13 protein-coding genes and 1 pseudogene are annotated in these 15,308 nt (G+C 68.1%); 7 read left to right on the top strand and 7 right to left on the bottom strand.

The window, feature by feature from the left end; all coding sequences use genetic code 11:
• Positions 1-841 precede the first annotated feature (841 nt).
• Positions 842-1,933: pseudogene (locus NVU01S_RS43050) on the top strand (tetratricopeptide repeat protein); the annotation flags it as partial.
• A gap of 98 nt (positions 1,934-2,031) precedes the next feature.
• Here the strand turns inward: NVU01S_RS43050 and NVU01S_RS41935 are convergent.
• A complete protein-coding gene (locus NVU01S_RS41935; RefSeq protein WP_043681769.1) occupies positions 2,032-2,358 on the bottom strand; it encodes a hypothetical protein in 327 nt (108 codons plus the stop codon).
• Positions 2,359-2,452: 94 nt separating this feature from the next.
• Between NVU01S_RS41935 and NVU01S_RS41930 the strand changes: the two genes are divergently transcribed.
• Positions 2,453-4,996 carry an excinuclease ABC subunit UvrA gene (locus NVU01S_RS41930; RefSeq protein WP_043681828.1) on the top strand — a complete coding sequence of 848 codons (2,544 nt, stop codon included), beginning with the start codon at positions 2,453-2,455 and terminating at the stop codon, positions 4,994-4,996.
• 148 nt (positions 4,997-5,144) lie between these two features.
• The gene (locus NVU01S_RS41925) at positions 5,145-6,122 is read left to right on the top strand and encodes an enoyl-CoA hydratase/isomerase family protein (RefSeq protein ID WP_043681772.1); all 978 of its coding nucleotides are present in this window, start codon (positions 5,145-5,147) and stop codon (positions 6,120-6,122) included.
• On the opposite strand, the gene NVU01S_RS41920 is transcribed toward NVU01S_RS41925, so the two are convergent.
• Positions 6,088-7,302: an MFS transporter gene (locus NVU01S_RS41920; protein WP_052281384.1), complete on the bottom strand. Its 1,215-nt coding sequence runs from the start codon at positions 7,300-7,302 to the stop codon at positions 6,088-6,090. The genes NVU01S_RS41925 and NVU01S_RS41920 overlap by 35 nt on opposite strands.
• A gap of 105 nt (positions 7,303-7,407) precedes the next feature.
• Here NVU01S_RS41920 and NVU01S_RS41915 point away from each other — a divergent pair, with 105 nt between their 5' ends.
• Positions 7,408-8,112, top strand: coding sequence for an AraC family transcriptional regulator (locus NVU01S_RS41915; protein WP_244467541.1), 705 nt, complete (start codon positions 7,408-7,410; stop codon positions 8,110-8,112).
• An 8-nt stretch (positions 8,113-8,120) separates the two neighbouring features.
• On the opposite strand, the gene NVU01S_RS41910 is transcribed toward NVU01S_RS41915, so the two are convergent.
• Positions 8,121-9,140, bottom strand: coding sequence for a crotonase/enoyl-CoA hydratase family protein (locus NVU01S_RS41910; RefSeq protein WP_043681775.1), 1,020 nt, complete (start codon positions 9,138-9,140; stop codon positions 8,121-8,123).
• 129 nt (positions 9,141-9,269) lie between these two features.
• Between NVU01S_RS41910 and NVU01S_RS41905 the strand changes: the two genes are divergently transcribed.
• Entirely contained in the window at positions 9,270-10,904 is a 1,635-nt protein-coding gene (locus tag NVU01S_RS41905; protein WP_043681778.1) for an acyl-CoA dehydrogenase family protein, read from the top strand.
• A 16-nt stretch (positions 10,905-10,920) separates the two neighbouring features.
• On the opposite strand, the gene NVU01S_RS41900 is transcribed toward NVU01S_RS41905, so the two are convergent.
• The 3 genes from NVU01S_RS41900 to NVU01S_RS41890 all read right to left on the bottom strand — a co-directional run bounded on the left by NVU01S_RS41900 (position 10,921) and on the right by NVU01S_RS41890 (position 13,147).
• Positions 10,921-11,646 (bottom strand): PaaX family transcriptional regulator C-terminal domain-containing protein, encoded by a 726-nt coding sequence (locus tag NVU01S_RS41900; RefSeq protein ID WP_043681833.1) that lies wholly within the window; start codon positions 11,644-11,646, stop codon positions 10,921-10,923.
• 171 nt (positions 11,647-11,817) lie between these two features.
• Positions 11,818-12,150: a histone-like nucleoid-structuring protein Lsr2 gene (locus NVU01S_RS41895; protein WP_014982828.1), complete on the bottom strand. Its 333-nt coding sequence runs from the start codon at positions 12,148-12,150 to the stop codon at positions 11,818-11,820.
• A gap of 112 nt (positions 12,151-12,262) precedes the next feature.
• On the bottom strand, positions 12,263-13,147 hold the full coding sequence (locus NVU01S_RS41890) for a LysR family transcriptional regulator ArgP (RefSeq protein ID WP_043681781.1): 885 nt from the start codon (positions 13,145-13,147) through the stop codon (positions 12,263-12,265).
• 78 nt (positions 13,148-13,225) lie between these two features.
• On the opposite strand from NVU01S_RS41890, the gene NVU01S_RS41885 reads away from it, so the two are divergent.
• Entirely contained in the window at positions 13,226-13,843 is a 618-nt protein-coding gene (locus tag NVU01S_RS41885) for a LysE/ArgO family amino acid transporter (protein ID WP_043681784.1), read from the top strand.
• A gap of 98 nt (positions 13,844-13,941) precedes the next feature.
• A complete protein-coding gene (gene mbp1 / locus NVU01S_RS41880) occupies positions 13,942-14,202 on the top strand; it encodes a microaggregate-binding protein 1 (RefSeq protein ID WP_043681787.1) in 261 nt (86 codons plus the stop codon).
• 50 nt (positions 14,203-14,252) lie between these two features.
• Here mbp1 and NVU01S_RS41875 read toward each other — a convergent pair whose 3' ends face one another.
• A complete protein-coding gene (locus tag NVU01S_RS41875; protein ID WP_043681790.1) occupies positions 14,253-15,281 on the bottom strand; it encodes an FAD-dependent oxidoreductase in 1,029 nt (342 codons plus the stop codon).
• Between the last annotated feature and the right edge of the window lie 27 nt (positions 15,282-15,308).

Genomic DNA, 15,308 nt, shown 5'->3' with positions numbered 1-15,308 from the left:
TTCACGATAGGGGACCCAGATTCTGGGTCCCCTATCGTCGTTTCAGCACCTTGACGTGCCAGGACGACATCGCCGTGTCAGGCCCCCACCAGGACACGTGATTCAATTTGTGGGGCCCCCGACCAACTCTTGCGGACCTCAGAAAGGGATCACCGTGTCGGAACAGAACGACGACCGGAACTCCTTCCGGCGCGGCGAGGGATCCGATCGCCCCTCTCAGGGCAGCGGGGCCGGCGACTCGTCGAGGAACCGTCCCGACCGCGACAGCGGCCAGCGCGGCGGTTTCCGGCGCAACAGCGACTCCGGTGACCGGAACAACTCGGGTGAGCGCGGTGGATACCAGCGCCGCGAGGGTTCCGGCGGCTACAACCGCGATTCAGGCAACCGCGGCGGCGGCGGATTCAACCGTTCCAGCGAGCGCGGTGGTTTCAACCGCAACAGCGATTCCGGTGAGCGCGGCGGGTCGAACCGCGGCAGCTCCGGCGAGCGCGGTGGGTTCAATCGCTCCGGTGAACGTGGCGGATTCAATCGTGGCGGCGATTCCGGTCGCGGGGGCTTCAACCGAAGTGACTCGGGCGACCGTGGCGGTTTCAAGCGCAGCGGCGACTCGGGCGATCGTGGTGGTTTCAACCGCGGGGGTTCCGGAGACCGCGGCTTCAACCGTGGCGGCGACTCGGCCAACCGTGGCGGTTTCAAGCGCACCAACGATTCGAATGAGCGCGGCGGATTCAACCGCAGCGGTTCCGGAGACCGTGCGGGCTTCAACCGCGGTGGCGATTCCGACAGCCGTGGTGGTTTCAAGCGCAGCGGTGATTCGAACGACCGCAGTTTCAACCGCGGCAGCGACTCCGGCGAACGGGGCGGTTTCAAGCGCGGTGGTTCCGACGATCGCGGCGGCTACAACCGTGATTCCGGCGGCCGCAGCGGTGACAACCGGGGCGGCGATTCGAACGATCGCGGGTTCAACCGGGGTGGCGATTCTGGTGAGCGTGGCGGTTTCAAGCGCGGCGGCTCCGACGAGCGCAGCGGTTTCAACCGCGGTGGCTCGGGCGATCGTGGCGGCTTCAATCGAGGAGACTCCGACCGCGGAAACTTCCGGCGTGGCGGCGATTCCGGTGGACGCAGTTTCGATCGGGGTGGCGAATCGCGGGGTAGCGGCCCGGACGATCGCCGTCGCGGTGGTGAGGGTGCCCGTGTCGGTGGTGGCGATCGGTCGCAGGACCGGCGCGCGCCTCGTCCGGAAGAGCCTGACCTCCCCGATGACGTGCAGGCCGCCGATCTCGAGCCTGCGGTCCGCCGTGATCTGCTGAGCCTCGACAAGTCGAATGCGGAGGCCGTCGCCCGGCATCTGGTGATGGCTGCTCGGCTCATCGACGACGATCCCCGTTTGGCGCTTGCGCATGCGCGGGCCGCGCGTCAGCGTGCGGGCCGTATCGCGGTGGTCCGGGAGACCGCCGGCGTCACGGCGTATCACGCGGGGGAATGGGCGGAGGCCCTGGCCGAGTTGCGAACCGCGCGCCGGATGTCCGGTGGTTCCGGTCTGCTCGCCGTCATGGCGGACTGCGAACGCGGTCTCGGCCGTCCCGAGCGCGCGATCGAGCTCGGTCGTAGTGATGAGGCCCGCGCCCTCACCGGCGATGAGGCCACCGAGCTGCGCATCGTCGTCGCGGGCGCCCGCATGGATCTCGGCGAATACGACCAGGCCGTGGTCACGTTGCAGACCTCGGAACTGGACCCGGCGCGCACCGGCTCGGCCGCGGCTCGCCTTTTCTACGCCTACGCCGACGCTTTGGTCGCTGCGGGCCGCACCGACGAGGGACTCACCTGGTTCCTCAACGCGGCCTCCGCCGACCTGGACGGCGAAACCGACGCCGAGGAACGCGCCGACGAACTCACCGGCAACACCTTCCCCGACAACGACTCGGAGCAGTGACGCACACCCGCCCGCACGGCTAGCGCCCATCCGCGTCCGAGGCCTCGAACCAGTTTCTCGATCCCGCTCGAGTGCTCTCCTCGAATCGTTGGGACAGCCTATTTCTGGGCGTCGTGGACTTTCGCCACGGCGGCTTCGGTGTCGGCGGCCATCGCATCGATCACCTGGTCGAAGCTCAGTCCCTGTTCGCGCAGGCTGCGGATGGTTTCGTAGCCGGCAGCGGTGACGTCGTCGAACTGTGCCCGGTTGGCCCGGTAGATCGCCGCGTCCTGCGGCACGGCGGCCTCGAGCTGCTCACGTAACTCGACCGCGGGCAGATCGGTGGCATAGACCGGCGAGCCGGGTTGCTGGCGCCAGGACCGGTCGAGGGAACCTCCGGTTACATACCAATAGGTGCATGTCCGCAGTGCATAGGCAGGAGTCAACCCCTGTGACGCGGTCAGCAGTTCTGCGCACTGGACCCGATAGGGTGACCGTGCGGTCGGTTTGACTCACTCGGTGTGCTGAAGAGGGGTGTCGATGTCCGAAGTGCGGTTGCCGAAGGCTGTCGAGGTGGTGGGTGCGCGGACGCACAACCTCCGGAATGTCGATGTGGACGTCCCGCTCTGGTCGTTGGTGATGCTGACCGGACTGTCGGGGTCGGGGAAGTCGTCGTTGGCGATGGGGGTGCTGTACGGGGAGGGGTCGCGGCGGTACCTGGACGGGTTGTCCGCGTACACACGGCGTCGGATCGGGCAGGTGGCGCGCCCGGATGTGGATCGGGTGGATTTTCTGCCGTCGGCACTGGCGCTGCGACAGCGGCCGCCGGTGCCGGGACGGCGCAGCACGGTCGGGACGATGACCGAGGTGCTGAATGTGGTGCGGCTGATGTTTTCCCGGCTCGGCCGGCATGTGTGCCCGAACGGGCATCGGATCGAGCCGACTCTGGCACGCAGTGCGCAGCTGTGGCTGGACTGCCCGGTGTGTGGCGCGCATTTCGAGCATCCGAGTGCGGAATCGTTCTCGTTCAACACGCTGGGCCGTTGCCCCGGCTGTGACGGCCTCGGCGTGCGCGACGAAATCGACACGGCGACACTGATTCCCGACGACAGCCTGAGCGTCATCGAAGGAGCCGTAGCGCCGTGGAATCTGGCGGGCCGCAGCTATATGCCGCAGGTGGCCGCGGATCTCGGGGTGCGGATCGCTGTGCCGGTGGCGGAATTGACCGACGCGGAGCGCGCGATTCTGCTGGACGGCCCACCCGAACCGCGCCTGGTCACGCTCACCAGCAAGGCTGGTCGTGCGGTGAGCGCGAACATGACTTACGAAAGTGCCCGTCGCGCAGTGCAGAACGCGGCGACGAAGACTACGAGTGAAACCACCCGCCAGCGTCTGAGCAGGTTTTTCACGACGCACATCTGCCCGGTCTGTCAGGGCAGCAGGTTACGGCCCGAGGCGCTGACGACGACGCTCTCGGACCGCGACATCGCGCAGGTGAGTGCCGAAAGTCTGGATACGCTGGCCGATTTCGCGAAACAGGTGACGGTGACCCTGCCCGCCGAGCTGCGGCCACTGTCGGATCGGCTCGCCGAGGAACTGACCGCGGCCGTGGAACCGTTGCGCCGGTTGGGCATCGGATATCTGAGCTTGGCTCGGGCCGGGGCGACGTTGTCCACGGGGGAGCGGCAACGGATCGAGTTGTCGTCGACATTGCAGGCGCATTCCACGGGCATGCTCTATGTGCTGGACGAACCGTCGGTCGGCCTGCATCCGGCCAATGTCGACGGATTACGCGCGGTGCTGCGCGGCCTTGTCGCGGCAGGCAATTCGGTGGTGGTGGTCGATCACGACGTCGCATTGCTGCGCGAGGCCGATCACCTGATCGAGATGGGGCCGGGTGCGGGCAGGCAGGGCGGGACGGTGGTCGCCCAGGGGAGCCCCGCCGACCTCGCGGCCTGCGCGGATTCGGTGACCGGACCGTACCTTTCCGGCAGTGCCGGAACGCAATTCCGCACCCCGCGCCCGATCGACACCGCCCTGCGCTCAACCGGCACGGCCGCGCGCTCAACCGACAGCGCCCTGCGCTCAACCGACACCGCCCCGCGCCCAACCGACACGGCCGCCGCCCTGGAGATCACCGTCGACGAGCTGTACACCCTCCGCGACGTCACCGCGCGAATCCCCCTGCGGCGCTTGACCGTAGTGACCGGTGTGTCCGGATCGGGCAAGACGGCACTGGTGTTGGACAGCCTAGTTCCCGCGCTCACCGCGGACGTACCCCCGGCACACGTGCGGCGACTCGACCGCGCGGGTATCCGCGCCGTGGTCGAGGTGGACGCCACCCCGATCGGCAACAACTCCCGATCGACCCCGGTCACCTACTGCGGCGCACTCGACCCGATCCGTCGCTGGTTCGCGAAGGAATCCGGCCGTACCGCCGCGCATTTCTCCTACAACACCGCGGCGGGACAGTGCCCGACCTGCCTGGGCCTCGGCGAGTTGGACCTCGACATCCAGTATCTGCCCGATCTCACGGTCAGCTGCCCGGACTGCCACGGCGCCCGCTACAACCCGGAGGTGCGGGCCGTCACCGTCGACGGTTTGTCCATTGCCGATGTGCTGTCGCTGACCGTGGCCGAGGCGGTCGACCGGTTCGCGACGCACCCGAAGATTGTTGCGCCCCTTCGCGCCGTGCGCGATGTCGGCCTCGGCTACCTGTGCCTCGGCGAGCCCACGCCGAGCCTGTCCGGCGGCGAGGCTCAGCGACTGCGTCTGGCCACCGCGCTGCGCTCCGAACAGACCGACACGTTGTATGTCTTCGACGAACCTTCGATCGGATTGCACCCCAACGATATTCGTACGTTGCTCGCCGTGCTCGATCGGCTGATCGACGCCGGCGCAACGGTTCTCGTCATCGATCACGATCTGGATGTGATCGCCAACGCCGACCACATCATCGACCTGGGGCCGGGTGGTGGTCCGGACGGTGGGCGGATCGTCGCCACCGGCACGCCCGCCGAGATCGCCGCGGTGGCCGACAGCCGGACGGGCTACTGGCTCGGGCGTCATCTCACCGGGCAGTGACCCGACTCTGTGCGTACGGTCTAGAGGTGACCGGCTGGGTCGTGCACGCGGACAGTCTTCCTCCGCGATCCCGTCGAACCACCCAATAGCGAGCGGTCGTTTTCTATCCTGGTTGTCGCGCGAGAAGTCCATCGGCAGAAGAGGAACCATGAGCCTGATCCGTACCGACCGAAACGGTGCCGTTCTCACCGTATGGCTGGACAATCCGCCCTACAACTTCCTGACCAGTGCGATCATGTCCGAACTGGCGGCGTTGCTGACCGCGCTGGAAAGCGACGCCGAGATTCGCGCCGTGGTGCTGACCAGCGCGGTCGAGGACGTGTTCGTCAGCCACTACGACGTGGCCGAGATCTTGGCGGGCGCGGAAGCCGCGCCGGTCACCCTCACCCAGCGCACGGCGTCGGCGGCCCTGCATGCGAGTCGCGCTGCCGATCGGATCCCGGGCGGGCAGGCCGTCTTGGCCAGGGCGGGTGCGAGCGGAGTCGCCGATCTGCGGCAGTACCACGAGGTCTGCCGACGAATGCGCAACGCGGACAAGGTATTCATCGCCGCCCTGAACGGACGCACCCTGGGCGGCGGCTGTGAGCTGGCCTTGTCCTGTGATCTGCGGCTGATGGCCGACGGTCCGTTCGAGATCGGCCAGCCGGAGATCTTGGTGGGCATCATCCCAGGGGGCGGCGGCACGCAGATGCTGACCCGGGTGCTCGGCGTGGGCCGGGCGATGGAACTGTGCCTGGAGGGCGCGCCGATCACGCCGGCCCGTGCGCTCGAAATCGGTCTGGTGCACCGCCTGGTCGAGCCGTCCGGCCTGCTCGCCGAAGCGCAGGCGACCGCCGCCCGGCTGGCTCGTCGCTCGCCGGTGGCGGTCGGTGCGCTGAAACGCGCCATCTACGAAGGCGGTTCGGAGCCGCTCGAAAAGGGCCTGCACTATGAGCGTGCCGGTTTCCTGGAGACGAGTTCCACTCCGGCGGCCAAGCGTGCGATGAAGGCCTACCTCGACGAGATCCGCACGGTGGAGTCCGACGGGCGCGACCTGGCGAGCTTCGTGGCCGAAAGGCTGCCCCGCTGGGTCGAGGGCAGCGTGGTCGACTTCACGAATCCTGCTGCGCAGCAACAGGGTCGGTAACCTTTCGGGTTCGCTCGACTGGCGGCAACAGCAGGCTGAGTCCGATCGCGGCGATCGGCACGAAGCACAGGGTGGTGAGAACCGCCTGTGGCCCTTGGTGATCGGCGATGAGACCGAGCAGTGGCACGAAGAGTCCGCCCACGCTCACCGCGAGCCCGAGGGTGACGCCCGCGGCGGTGCCGGGACGGCTGGGCAGGTAGTCCTGGCCCAGCTTGACCAGCACCGCGAACGGGACGTTCACGATCACGCCGGTGAGTGCGGCCAGGGCGAGCGCGAGGTGCGGGCTCGGCACGAATCGCAGTGCGGCGATCGCGGGAATCGCTGCGACACTGCCGATCTGGATCGTGCGGGTCATGCCGATGCGGTCGGCGATGCGGCCGCCGAGCAGTGTGCCCGCGACGCCGCCGATCAGGAAGGCCGCCAAAGCGACGCCGCCCAGGGTGGGCGAGCTGCCCAGCGCAGTGATCCAGTACAGCGCGAGAAAAGTATTCAGGCCGAAGGAGATGATCGAGCGCACCACCGCGACGGCGGTGAGCACAAAGAACGGTCGCCAGCGATCGTGCCCGGCGGCGGTGACCGCGCCACGCACACCCGAGGTGCGCCGTAACTGGTAGCGCCACAGCACGAATCCCATCAGCACCGCGGGCGGGATGAACAACGCGGTCGCGCCCACGCCGTAGGCCACCAGGGCCGGTGTCGCGAGTGCGGGGGCGAGGAAGAACCCGACGCTGCCGCCGGCCGCGAACAAGCTCATCGCGGAAGCGCTGTGGCCCGCGTCGCGCCGGGCGTCCCGGCCCGCCGCGGGATGGAAGGCCGCGATGCCGAGGCCCGAGACGAGCAGCAACGTCCACACCAGCCAGTAGGCCGGTGCCAGCCCGGCGAGCCCGGCCCCGATGCCTGCGACCGCCAGCCCCGCGGGCGCCAGCCACAGCAGCCGCCACCGGTCGGCGAGCACCCCGAGGATCGGCTGCGGCAATGAGCTGCCCAGGGTCGCGGCGAGCGCCAGCCCCGACGCGGCCACGTAGCTGTAGTGCCGTTCCAGCACGAAGAACGGGATGCTGGCGGGCACGAGGCCCTGGTAGAAGTCGTCGACCGCGTGCGCGACCATCCAGTACCGCATCCGTTTCCACGGCGACAGGTGCTCGGTCCGCAAGGTCTGTTCGAGCTCGGCGCTCACCATCGAAAGTCCTCCTCATCCGTACCGCTCAGCAGCCTAGGAAGGGAACGGGGTTGCCGACTTCCGATAAAATGCCCAGCTGTGCCGATATTCAGCCAAGATTCGACGGTGGCGAAGACGCTGAACGGTGGCGCGCGCATCGATCGGCACCGGCATGCCGAGCATCAGGTGGTGTATCCGAGTTCCGGGGTGGCCGAGGTCCGCACCGACGCGGGGAGCTGGATCGCGCCCGCGGACCGGGCGATCTGGATTCCCGCCGGGTGTGCGCACGAGCATCACTTCTACGGGCCGACGCGATTCCACACCGTCGGTTTTCCGTTCGACCTGGCACCCGACTGGACCACGCCGTCGGTGATCGCCGCGGTGCCGCTGGTCCGCGAACTCATCATCACCTGTTCGACCTCGACCGACCTGCCCGACGACGAACTCGTTCCCCTACGCCGGGTTCTGCTCGATCAGTTGCGGCGCAGCCCCGAACAGCCGTTGCGATTGCCCGCCGCCCGGGACGAGCGCCTCCGCAAGGCTTGCGCGCTGGTCGAATCCGACCTGACCGAGGTGTGGACGCTGGCCGGGCTCGGGCGCCAAGTCGGTGCGGCCGAGCGGACGTTGACCCGATTGTTCCGCACCGAACTGGCGATGACCTACCCGCAGTGGCGCACGCAGCTGCGCCTGCACCATGCCGTGCAGTTGCTCGCCGAGCGAGTGCCGGTGACCGTCGTCGCGCATCGGTGCGGCTGGTCGTCGGCGAGCGCGTTCATCGAGGTCTATCGGCGCTCGCTCGGCCACACGCCGGGGGCGTATCGGCCGAACTGAGCGGACACCTATTTTTCGAACTGGGTCCGCTTCCAGTCGCCGTACGGTTCGTCGCGTTCCCGGACGGCTTCGCGGAAACCTTCGGTGGCCGCGCGCAATTGGAAGGCATAGCCCTCGCGGGTGTGCCGGGAGATGCCGTCGAAGACCGTGCTGATCATGCCGGAGTTGGCCACGCCCTGGGCCAGCAGCGCGCTGTTGAGTGCCAGTTTCGCCATGATCAGCTGGTTGACCGGCATCCGGGCGATCCGCTCGAGCAGGGCCTCGGTGCGTGCGTCGAGTTCGTCGGCCGGTGGCGCCTCGACCGCGAGGCCCCATTCCTCGGCCTGTTTGCCGGACAGGCAGTCGCCGGTGAACAGCAACCGTTTCGCGCGCTGATCGCCGAGCCGGTGCGCCCACATGCCCGCGGCCGGGATACCCCAGACCCGGGTGGGCGGGTAGCCGATCTTGGTGTCGTCGGCGCAGATGATCTGGTCGGCGTAGAGCGCGATATCGGTGCCGCCCGCGACGGCGAACCCGTGCAGCTTCGCCACGGTCGGCTTGTTGGCGTACAGCAGGCTGGCGAAGCCGCGGTTGAACCGGCTCATCATCGCGTAGTCGACCATGGGATCCCAAGTGTCCCTAGGGTTGTGGTTGCGCGCCTGCACCACGGGGTCGAGCACGGTGCCGGCCGGGGAATCCGCCGCCTCGGCGGGGCCGAAGGAGTTCTCCGCGAAGATCGACAGGTCGTAGCCGCCGCAGAACCCTTTGCCGCGCCCGGACACCACCATCACGTGCACCCGGGGATCGAGGTCGGCGCGTTCGACCGCGTGCGCCAGCTCGACGGGGGTGTCGGAGGTGATCGCGTTACCGTGCTCGGGGCGGTTGAACGTGATCCGGGCGATCCGGCCGGTGACCTCGTAGGTCAGCGTGCGGTAGGTGGCCTCGGCGGGTGGGAGCGGACGGTCCGACCACGGGGAATCGGGCGACTCGGTGAGCCCCTCGTACCAGGCGGCCGGACGGGTGCCGGAGTGATTGTCGAAGTCGGGCAACGGGTTTCCTGACTATGTCGGAGTATTCGGTGCGTGCGCGGCAGAACCGGTCCTCATATTACATACTTGTATCAATCGACGGAACACTGTAATACTGGCGAGTATCCGGAGCCTGCGAAAGGACCTCCCATGCCCACTCACACGGTGACCAATCAGGTACCTCCACTGGTCGATTACGACGCCGCCGAACAACCGGTGCTGCTCGAGGCGCTGCAGCGGGCCGGGGCCGATCACGCGCTCGACGAGCTGCACGCGATCGGCCGGCTCGCGGGCAGCGCCGCGGCCATTGAACTCGGCGACCTCGCCGAAGCGCACCCGCCGACGTTGCGCACGCACGATCGGTTCGGCAATCGCGTCGACGAGGTCGTCTACGACCCGAGCTATCACCGGCTGATGACCTACGCGATCGATTTCGGCCTGCACGGCGCGGTGTGGGCCGATCCGCGGCCGAATCCGCACCTGACGCGGGCCGCGAAATTGAGCGTGTGGGGGCCGGTCGACGCCGGGCACGGCTGCCCGATCTCGATGACCTACGCGGTGGTGCCCGCCCTGCGCGCTGCCCCGGAGCTCGCCGGACAGTACGAACCACTGTTGTGTGCAAGGGAATACGATCCCGGCCTGCGGGCGCCGCTGATCAAGCGTGGGCTGATCGCCGGCATGTCGATGACCGAGAAGCAGGGCGGCTCCGACGTCCGGGCCAATACGACCACCGCCACGCCGATGTCGGACGGCACCTACCGGATCACCGGGCACAAATGGTTCACCTCCGCGCCGATGTCGGATGTGTTCCTCGTCCTGGCTCAGGCGCCGGGCGGCCTGTCCTGTTTCCTCGTGCCCCGGGTACTGCCCGACGGCACGCGCAATCCCTTTGCGCTGCAACGGCTCAAGGACAAACTGGGCAACCGCTCCAACGCGAGCAGCGAGGTCGAATACGACAACACGGTCGGCTGGCTGGTCGGCGACGAGGGGCGCGGTGTGCCCACGATCATCGAGATGGTCAACCTGACCAGGCTCGACTGCACCCTCGGCACCGCGACGGCGATGCGTACCGGCGTCGCCGCCGCCGCGCATCACAGCGCGTACCGCAGCGCGTTCGGTGCGACCCTCGCCGATCAGCCGCTGATGCGCAATGTGCTCGCCGATCTCGCGATCGAGGCGGAGGCGGCGACCACGGTCGCGCTGTGGCTCGCCGAGCTCACCGACCGGGCGACGGCCGGGGTGGACGGCGCCGACGAGTTGCGCCGGATCTCGCTCGCGGTGAGCAAATACTACGTGTGCAAGCGCGGCCCGATCCACGCCGCCGAGGCGCTGGAATGCCTGGGCGGCAACGGATATGTCGAGGAGTCGCGGATGCCGCGGCTCTACCGGGAAGCACCGCTGATGTCGATCTGGGAAGGTTCGGGCAATGTCGCGGCACTCGACACGTTGCGCGCCATGGCGAAACAACCGGAAACCCTCGGCGCGTTCTTCGCCGAAGTCGAACGCGCCGCGGGCGCGGATCGTCATCTCGATGCCGCGATCGCGCGGCTGAAAACACAATTCGCGGACTTCGACACAATTCAGCATCGGGCGCGGCGCATCGTCGGTGCGATGGCGCAGGTGCTGCAGGCGTCGTTGCTCGTCCGCTACGGTCATCCCGCGGTGGCCGACGCTTTCACGGTCAGCCGGCTCGGCGGCGAACACGGCGATGTGTTCGGCACGCTACCGACCGGTATCGATAGTGCCGCGATCATTCAGCGCGCGACGCCGAAGACGGCGCACTGAACCGCGCGCAGCGCGGCTAAGCCTCCGAGGGGACGAGCAGCTGCTCGGCGAATGCCATGAATTCCGTACGGAAAGCGGCATATTCGGCGCGCAGCTGCGCACCCGGCCAGTCGGTGGGCAGCAGCGACTCGGGCAGCAAAGGGTCGTCGAGAATATGTCGCACCGCCGCCGCGGCCACCTCGAACCGCTCGCGCAGCGAGGTCGAATCCGCGAAGGCGCGCAGCAGGCGCTGTGCGTCGCGCGCCCAGAGTTGCGGTGCGAAAAGGGTTTCCGCCAGCTCGACCGGCGAATCGTGCGGTGCCGCGGTGAACACCGAAACGCGCCTGCTCGCATCCGGCCCGAGCACGATCTCGACGTTCGCGGGCCGGGTCCAGACGCCTTCCCGCAATTCGCCGAGTTTGCGTGCGCGCATCGTGTCGCGAAACGCGGTGCGGGCGGACGCGTCGTCGCCGACGGCGGTCACCACCGCCAAATACCATTCCCCGTCCCAGGCTTTCAGCAGCGGACTGACCGCGGCGTCCTGCCTGCGCTGTCGTTCGATCAGCCGATCGGAGAGCCGGTACACGCCCTGCCCGCGTTCCAGATCGCCCATGGCGACCATCCTGGTCAGCGCGACGCGCACGGCCGACTGCTGCAGCCCGAGTTCCTCTGCCACCGAAACGATCCAGCTGACCGGCGCCTGTGCCGGGTGTGCGCCGAGCAACGCGCTCAGAATCGCCGACCGTGCGGTCAGCTTCCGCATGCGCATCGCCACACACCCCGTCCTACCGAGTTACCGTCGGCCGATTCGGGCCGTCCGAAACCGGAATTCTACCGACGAGTCCGTCGCTCCCGTCGCACGCCATCGCTCGCGCCGAGTACTCGGCGGTCGCCGCGCGCCGGTGTTGCGATGCAGGTCGAGCGGTATACGCGGCTAGTTCGCGTTGTTATATGCCGCGACAATGTCGGCCGGGATCCGGCCGCGGGTGGATACGTTGTGCCCGTTCGTCCTGGCCCATTCCCGGATCGCGGCTGTTTGCTCGCGATCGGTGGCGGAAGTGGCTTTCCCGGTGCCTTTGCGCTTCGCCCGGCCAATCTTGCGCGCCTTTTCCGCCCAGGGCTCCAGGGTCACGCGCAGCTTACCCGCGTTCTTGGTGGACAGATCGATCTCGTAGGCCACCCCATCAATCGAAAACTGAACTGTTTCATTCGCTTTCGACTTGCCGTCGTAGTCGTCGACGAGGGTGACGGTGACTTTCTTGGCCATCGGTGCGTCCTTTGCGTAGTCACGGGTATCGCTACGAAATACTAATACCGTATCGCATCGAACTCGGTTATGAGAAATAGTGCTGCATTCGGGCGGGTATCGAGCGCGGCATTCAGCGCAGTGAATCGGCCGCGGCCGCAGCAATCGCCGTGGCCACCGCACTCAATGCCGGTGAGTCCAGCCGCCATTGCTGCCAGTACAGCGGGACATCGATGAATGCCGCACCGTCGATCGGAACGAGTTCGGCACGTCCGAAATTCCGGGTTTGCAGATCGGGCAACATACCCCAGCCGAGTCCGAGTCGTACCGCTTCGGCGAAACCGGAGGAGGAGGGAACGTAATGGCGCGGCGGGTCGAGCGGTTGCCGGCTGCGTTTGCGTAACTGCCGGTCCTGGAGATCGTCTTTGCGATCGAACAGCACCACCGGTGCCACCGCATAGGCTTTCGCGGTGGCACCGTCGGGAAACCAGGTTCGGGCGAAGCGCGGTTGCGCCATCGGCCGGTAGCGCATCGCGCCCAGTCGTTCCACTCGGCAGCCCTGCACCGGCGTCGCGGTCGAGGTGATGGCCGCCATCACCGTGCCGTCGCGCAGCAGCCGGGTGGTGTGTTCCTCGTCCTCCCGGTGGATTTCGAAGCAGATGCCCGGCGGAGCCGCGGCCAGCGCGGGCAACGCCCAGGTCTCCAGCGAGTCCGCGTTGACCGCGATCGGCAGCCGCAGCGGCCGGTCGGTGGCGCGGTGCGCGTCGCCGAGTTCGCGCGCGGTATCGCCGGCCAGCAATTCGATCTGCCGCGCCAGCCGCAGCACCGCGAGCCCGGATTCGGTGGGGCGCACCGGTTTCGTGCGTTGCAACAGGACGCGTCCCGCAGCGTCCTCCAGTGCCTTGATGCGCTGGCTGATCGCGGAGGGGGTGATCCGCAGGCTCTTCGCCGCGGCGTCGAAGGTGCCCTCGGTGACCGCCGCGTGCAGCGCGCGGAGCTGGTCGAGCTGCAGGTCCATGTTAAGGAATCGTAATGGTAGTGCAGAAACTTTAGTTTGCCAGCGGATAATGCCCTGCTTAGCGTCGAAGAAGTGACAATGTCTTCGGCGGCTCTCGCGGCTCTTTCCGGTCTGGGTTTCGGACTCTCGCTGATCGTGGCGATCGGCGCGCAGAACGCGTTCGTTCTGCGCCAAGGCGTGCGCGGGCAGCACATCTTCGCGGTGGTCGCGGTGTGCGCACTGTCGGACATCCTGTTGATCGCCGCGGGGGTGGGCGGCTTCGGTGTGGTTGTCGAATCGGTGCCCGCCGTGGTCACGGTGGTGCGCTACGCGGGCGCGGCCTTCCTGCTCGGCTACGCGGTGCTCGCCGCGCGCCGGGCCTTCGCGTCCGCGGCGCTGACCATGGACACCGCGGGCGCGACCGTCGCGCTCGGCGCCACCATCGCGACCTGCTTGGCGCTGACCTGGCTCAACCCACACGTCTATCTCGACACCGTGGTGCTGCTCGGTTCGTTCGCCAATACCTATGCCACACCCGACCGCTGGTTCCTCGGCGCGGGCGCGATGCTCGGCAGCGTGGTCTGGTTCGCCGCGCTCGGCTACGGCGCGCGCCTGCTCGGCCCGATCTTCGCGCGCCCGCTCGCTTGGCGAGTGCTCGACTCCGGCATCGCGGTGATGATGACAGTGCTCGCCGTGGGGCTGGTCTGCTCGGGGTGACGGGAGACACAGCCGTCGGGCCGCTCGGTGCCGATTGGAGCCCGAAGTGCCGGGTATGCGTCGGGATGACAGCCCATACCCAGCACGGAGGAGTTGCCATGACCAAGCACGACAGCGGACCGCGCGAAGCCGTCGAGGGCATCGTCGAGGACGTCAAGGGCAAGGCCAAGGAAGCCGCGGGCATCGTCACCGGAGACGAAAGCCTGAAGAGCGAGGGCCGCGCTCAACAGGACAAGGCCGAATCGGAGCGCGAAGCCGCGAAGAAGGAAGCCGAAGCCGAAAAGGCGCGGGCCGAGGCCAAACTCGATGAGGCGCGGCAGAGCGCCTACCAGAGCGGCAAGGAAGCCGACAACTCCTGATTGCGTTACTTGGGCGGCGCGGGAACGGGTTTTCGTTCTCGCGCCGCTTTTTACGTTGCAGCGCGGAATATTTGGGCGGCCCGCTCCCGTTCGGCGAGGATGCGCTGCCGCCGCTCGGCCATCGCCGCGGCCGGTGCGCCGCCGGAAACGATCGCCTCGTACAGCGCGGCCGCGTCCTCGATGGCGTCACGGGCGCCGACGCCCGCAGCCGGGGTGATCGCGTGATCGGCGTCCCCGCAGAGCAGCACCGGGTGCTGCGGGGCCCGGGCGCCGGCCAGCGGCACGGTGCGCGCGTTCGAGACGTGCACCGAATCGGTGTGCGCCAGTAAGGGTTCGATGACGTCGCGCACGGCGGGCGAGGCCGCCAGTACGGCATCGGTCCACTGATCCATCGGCTGCGCGCCTTTGTGCTGCCGGTCCAGTGGCGGCCGGGTCAGCCGGGTGAACCACACCGAGACCGTGTCGTTCCACAGGTGCCCGAAGGTGGTCAAGGGACGGCCGTCGGGACCGAGCGTGCGATCGAAATGCAGGACGGCCGGGTCGGTGCCGGGCCGGACCGGTTGCCGGGTGACGCCGTAAATGACGATCTGCCCGGCGTATTCGGCGGTTCGTCCGGGTTCCAGGGCGCGCCGCGCGACCGAGTCTATGCCGTCGGCGGCGACGATCAGCTCGTCGGCCGGTACCGGTCGTCCACCGCTGCCGAGGGTGCCCGCGGTGCAGTCCACCTCGGTGATGGGTGTGCCGAATCGCAGGACCGCGGAACTGTCCGTGGCGAATTCGGTGAGCACTCGCATCAGCTCGGCCCGCAGATAGAGTCGCCGCTGCGCGGCCGAGTTGCCGCGCGCGGGCCCCGAAACCCCGTCCGCGCGTAGCGCTTCCACCGGATGCGAGGCCGCGTGCAGCCGATCGGCCGATACACCCAGTTCCACCAATGCGGTGTGTGCGCGTCCGTCGAGCACCAGGAACGCGCCGGCGCCACCGGTCGGTTGGCTTTCGTATACGGTGACGGGTCGCTCCGCGCGGCCGAGCGCTCCCGCGAGCACCGCTCCGGCTATGCCACCGCCGATGATCGTGACCATGAATCCACCCTACGGGCCGCCGATTCC

Origin of the sequence: Nocardia vulneris, from assembly GCF_001613425.1 — a bacterium.
Taxonomy (GTDB): Bacteria; Actinomycetota; Actinomycetes; order Mycobacteriales; family Mycobacteriaceae; genus Nocardia; species Nocardia vulneris.
Note: the sequence above shows the minus strand (reverse complement) of the source record. Positions and strands in the feature narration are given on the sequence as shown.

Bases quoted from the DNA above. Each gene is read 5' to 3' on its own strand.
- NVU01S_RS41885 (WP_043681784.1), top strand. From the start codon at position 13,226: ATGTCTTCGGCGGCTCTCGCGGCTCTTTCCGGTCTGGGTTTCGGACTC.
- NVU01S_RS41920 (WP_052281384.1), bottom strand. From the start codon at position 7,302: ATGGTGAGCGCCGAGCTCGAACAGACCTTGCGGACCGAGCACCTGTCG.
- NVU01S_RS41905 (WP_043681778.1), top strand. From the start codon at position 9,270: ATGCCCACTCACACGGTGACCAATCAGGTACCTCCACTGGTCGATTAC.
- NVU01S_RS41900 (WP_043681833.1), bottom strand. From the start codon at position 11,646: ATGCGGAAGCTGACCGCACGGTCGGCGATTCTGAGCGCGTTGCTCGGC.
- mbp1 (WP_043681787.1), top strand. From the start codon at position 13,942: ATGACCAAGCACGACAGCGGACCGCGCGAAGCCGTCGAGGGCATCGTC.
- NVU01S_RS41930 (WP_043681828.1), top strand. From the start codon at position 2,453: ATGTCCGAAGTGCGGTTGCCGAAGGCTGTCGAGGTGGTGGGTGCGCGG.
- NVU01S_RS41890 (WP_043681781.1), bottom strand. From the start codon at position 13,147: ATGGACCTGCAGCTCGACCAGCTCCGCGCGCTGCACGCGGCGGTCACC.
- NVU01S_RS41925 (WP_043681772.1), top strand. From the start codon at position 5,145: ATGAGCCTGATCCGTACCGACCGAAACGGTGCCGTTCTCACCGTATGG.
- NVU01S_RS41895 (WP_014982828.1), bottom strand. From the start codon at position 12,150: ATGGCCAAGAAAGTCACCGTCACCCTCGTCGACGACTACGACGGCAAG.
- NVU01S_RS41875 (WP_043681790.1), bottom strand. From the start codon at position 15,281: ATGGTCACGATCATCGGCGGTGGCATAGCCGGAGCGGTGCTCGCGGGA.